The following is a 3,678-nucleotide window of genomic DNA, read 5'->3' as shown; positions in this document are numbered from 1 at the left end:
GCAGTGGACGCACGAGCGCTTCTTCCTCGAGGGACTGACGCAGGCCTCGCCCTTCCAGAGCATCGGCGAGCAGGTGGAGACGTTCGCCATGTGGTGCGGTGCGCTGGACGTCCCGTATGACGACTTCCTGAGCGAGGTGCGCGTGCCGGTGCTGTACGTGGGCGCCGCCGGGGGCGTCGGCCGCTATGGCTTCCACTCCCTCACGCAGCTCGGGAGCAAGGACGTCACCCGGTACGTGGTGCAGCGGCTGCCGGACACGGCCCGCGCCTTCGACTACGGCCACGCGGACTTGTTGCTGGCCGAAAATGCCCCGAAGGATGTGTGGGCGCCCATCCTGGACTGGGTGCAGCGCCACTGAGGCGCGTCAGAGGGACGCCGCCGCCCGCCCGAGGCCCTCGGCCACGGAGGTGAAGGCGTCCTTGGTGCGCATGCGTCCCTCGCCGAAGCGCTCGGCGTAGAGCCGGCGCACGGCGGGAATCTGCGAGGAGCCTCCGGTGAGGAAGACGGCATCCACCTCACCCGCGCCCTCGCAGCGCCGCAACAGCCCCTCCGTTACCTCGCTCAGCTGGGTGAGGAGGGACTCGGAGGCGGCCTCGAACTCGGCGCGGGTGATGCGCTCGTGCAGGTGGATGCGGGCCTCCTCGAACTCCAGGGTGGTCTCCTCCTGCGAGGAGAGCTGCACCTTGACCGCCTCGATGGCGCGGAAGAGCCGGTAGCCGAGGTTGTCCATCACCAGGTCATACAGGGCCTCGGCCTCGGCGGGCTTGTCGCTCGAGTCCAGCATCAGCTCCAGCAGCTCCTGGGTGGCCTTCTCGCGGATGAAGGACATCTCGTGCCAGGACAGCAGCTTGGCCATCACGTGCTGGGGCACGGGCAGCCGCTTGTCGCTGAAGCCCCGCACCTTATAGGTGGAGCCGGCGCCGAAGCGGGGCAGCAGCTTGTGGCGCATGATCTCGGCGTCGAAGCGGTCTCCGCCGATGCGCACGCCCGTGGAGCCCACCACGTCCGCGCGGCGGTCCGGGTTGCCGCGCCGCGAGGGCCCCAGCCTCATCAGCGTGAGGTCCGTGGTGCCGGCGCCGAAGTCGGCCACCAGCACCAGCTCGTCCTGGGTGAGCTGCGCCTCGTACGAGAGCGCGGCGGCGATGGGCTCGATGAGGAACTCGATGTGGGTGAAGCCGGCGATCTCGGCGGCGCGGCGCAGGCGCTGCTCGGCGAGCGCATCGGCCTCGGGCTCGGGGGTGAAGACGGCGGGGCGGCCGAGCACCACCTTCTCGGGGAGGCCGCCCGCGTGAGGGGCGGCGGCCTCGCGCACCCGGCGCAGCAGCAGCGCGACGAGATCCTCGATGAGCCAGGTGCGGCCGCGAATCTGCGTGGCGCGGAACGAGGCGCTGTGGAGGAAGGACTTCACCGACTGGATGAAGCGGCCGGAGTTGTCCTCGAGGTAGCGGTTGATGGCCTGGACGCCCGTGTACACCTCGCGCTCGTCCTCGGGGAAGAAGATGACGGAGCGGTAGAGCCGGGGGTCGGTGTAGCCGGGGGCGACGGGCAGCACCGTCCCGTCCGGCAGCGCGATCGCGGTGTTGCTGGTTCCGAAGTCGAGTCCGCAGGCGAGCATGGGGGGCGCACCTCTACGCGCAAAAGGTGCCCATGGGTAGCGCCGAGTCACAGAAGCGGGGGGAGGGATGTCAGAAGCCCCTCCCTCCCCGTCTGGGTTCCGAGGAGGCGAAGACATTCTCCCCCGGCGACAGCGGCGTCTCCCAGGCTCGTGCGCGTCGTCCTTCACCTCGAGGACGTCGGAGGGCACCCAGGCAGACGGGCCCCGGACGCGTGCCACCGGGGTGGCGCACCCGGGACGCGGTGCATCCATCTTTGAAGGTGTCCAGGAGAGGACGGGGGATGGCATGCGAATCAGCACGAGCGGGTTGCTGGCGGGAATGGCCGTGTTGCTCATGGGAGCGGCGCGGGCGTCGGCGGAGGCGGAGGACACACCCCAGGCGGGCGGGCCAGCGGCGTCGGCGGAGAGCACGCCTGGAGAGGTTTCGGGAGCCGTGAAGCGGGCAACCCCGGAAGGGGTGCGCGTGGCCGTGCGCGGTGCGCCCGATGTCCAGCTGAACATGAAGCCGCGGACCATCGTGGTGGTGAACGGGCAGATGGCCCACGTGGGCGACATCCAGGAGGGCGACAAGATTCGCGCCCTGTACCGGGACGTGCAAGGTCAGCCCATGGCCATCATGCTGGAGGTGACGGGCCCCGTGAGGCCCGCTCCGGAGAGGTTTGACTAGAGGTCACCGGGTCCACGGCGCACGGTGCGGCCGGTTGGGTTTCGCGCCCCGAGTGCGGCATGCTGCGTGGGTCATCACGCGGAGGTCGCTCCATGAAGACGCTGCTGGCCGTGCTTCAGCTCACCCTCGTCCCCCAGGTGCCCGTTCCGGGCTCGGAGCCGAAGGTCTCGACTCCCCAGACGGAGAGCAAGCCGGGGGTGGTCGTGTTCGACTTCGAGGAGGATGCGCCCCTCGACGTGACTCCGCCCACCGCCTCCGAGTGGGAGTGCTTCCCGGACCGTCGCACCGGCCGCTACGCGCTGCTGCGCATCCGGGAGAACTTCGACGACAAGGTGATGCAGTCGGTGCAGGAGCTGTAGCCTTCTCCCCGCGGGCCGCCTGCTTCAACCAGGCCCCCTGCACGTGGGTGTCGCGCACCTCGCCGAGCGCGTCCTCCTCGTGCCGCACATCCGCGAGGCGGCTGGTGAGAATGCGGCGGGCGGCCTCGGCCAGCCGGCTCTCCGGGCCGAGCCCGCGAATGGGCGTGGGCTGAGGCATGGCGGCTTCCTAGCGCGGGTTCTTCTTCTCGAACTCGGCGGCGGCCTCCTCCACCATGCGCTCGGCGACGGCGGACCCCTCCCAGCCGAGGATGCGCACGTCCTTGTCCGCGAAGGCGACGGCGGCGGTGAAGAAGTGCGCCAGCTCCGCGCGCTCCCGGCTGGACAGGTCCTTGAGGTCTCCCAGGTTCTCCGCGCGCGCCGCGATGGTGGGGACGACGAGCAGCCGGTCATTGCGCTGCCGCCCGCCCCCGCGTTTCTTCTTCTCGTCCACCTTCAGCACGCCGAGCGCGCGGCAGGGCAGCACCACGCCGGGGTAGGTGGACTGGTCCCAGTACACCAGCGCGTCGAGCGGGTCTCCATCCGGGGCCAGGGTGCTGGGCACGAAGCCCCAGTCGAAGGGGTAGATCAGCCCGTGCACCAGGGGCTTGGAGACGGTGAAGGCGCCGAGCTCGGGCTCGTACTTGAGCTTCACCGAGGAGCCCTGGGGGGACTCGACGACGACGTGGAAGGCGCCGCCCTTGCCGCGCAGGGGGACTCGGGTGAGGTCTGTGTTCATGGAGCCGAGGCTGGGCCAGTCCGTGCGCCAGGGACAAGCGCTCCCGGCGGGGAGTTTCACCTCGGCAACCTTCGAGGCCCGCCGCTTGCCCGCACTGTCTGGCGGACGGAGGAGTGGGCTGGCTTGGGCTCAGGCCCTTGCCATGCGCCTGGTGGCGGAACGTCTGGGCGGGATTGTCACATTGCGCCCGAGTCACGAGTTTCCAAGAGGTACTGGGTGAAGGCAGGGGGCTCCCCATGCGGCAAGACAGGACACTTCACGAGCGCTGGCAGTGGGAGAAGGCCCTCGCCCTCCTCCAACA

At 70.1% G+C, this 3,678-nt stretch carries 4 protein-coding genes and 1 pseudogene; 3 read left to right on the top strand and 2 right to left on the bottom strand.

Annotated features, from left to right (window positions below):
* Positions 1-358 (top strand): annotated as a pseudogene (locus VF697_RS21105) (hypothetical protein); the annotation flags it as partial.
* Positions 359-364: 6 nt separating this feature from the next.
* Here the strand turns inward: VF697_RS21105 and VF697_RS21100 are convergent.
* Positions 365-1,615 (bottom strand): Hsp70 family protein, encoded by a 1,251-nt coding sequence (locus VF697_RS21100; protein ID WP_331097708.1) that lies wholly within the window; start codon positions 1,613-1,615, stop codon positions 365-367.
* 286 nt (positions 1,616-1,901) lie between these two features.
* Here VF697_RS21100 and VF697_RS21095 point away from each other — a divergent pair, with 286 nt between their 5' ends.
* Complete coding sequence (locus VF697_RS21095) at positions 1,902-2,282, top strand: hypothetical protein (RefSeq protein WP_331097706.1); 381 nt, start codon at positions 1,902-1,904, stop codon at positions 2,280-2,282.
* Between the two features lie 92 nt (positions 2,283-2,374).
* Positions 2,375-2,641: a hypothetical protein gene (locus VF697_RS21090; protein WP_331097704.1), complete on the top strand. Its 267-nt coding sequence runs from the start codon at positions 2,375-2,377 to the stop codon at positions 2,639-2,641.
* Between the two features lie 187 nt (positions 2,642-2,828).
* Here the strand turns inward: VF697_RS21090 and VF697_RS21085 are convergent, their stop codons facing one another.
* The gene (locus tag VF697_RS21085; protein ID WP_331097702.1) at positions 2,829-3,377 is read right to left on the bottom strand and encodes an inorganic diphosphatase; all 549 of its coding nucleotides are present in this window, start codon (positions 3,375-3,377) and stop codon (positions 2,829-2,831) included.
* Between the last annotated feature and the right edge of the window lie 301 nt (positions 3,378-3,678).

It is taken from the genome of Archangium sp., assembly GCF_036388035.1.
Classification (GTDB): domain Bacteria; phylum Myxococcota; class Myxococcia; order Myxococcales; family Myxococcaceae; genus Archangium.
Note: the sequence above shows the minus strand (reverse complement) of the source record. Positions and strands in the feature narration are given on the sequence as shown.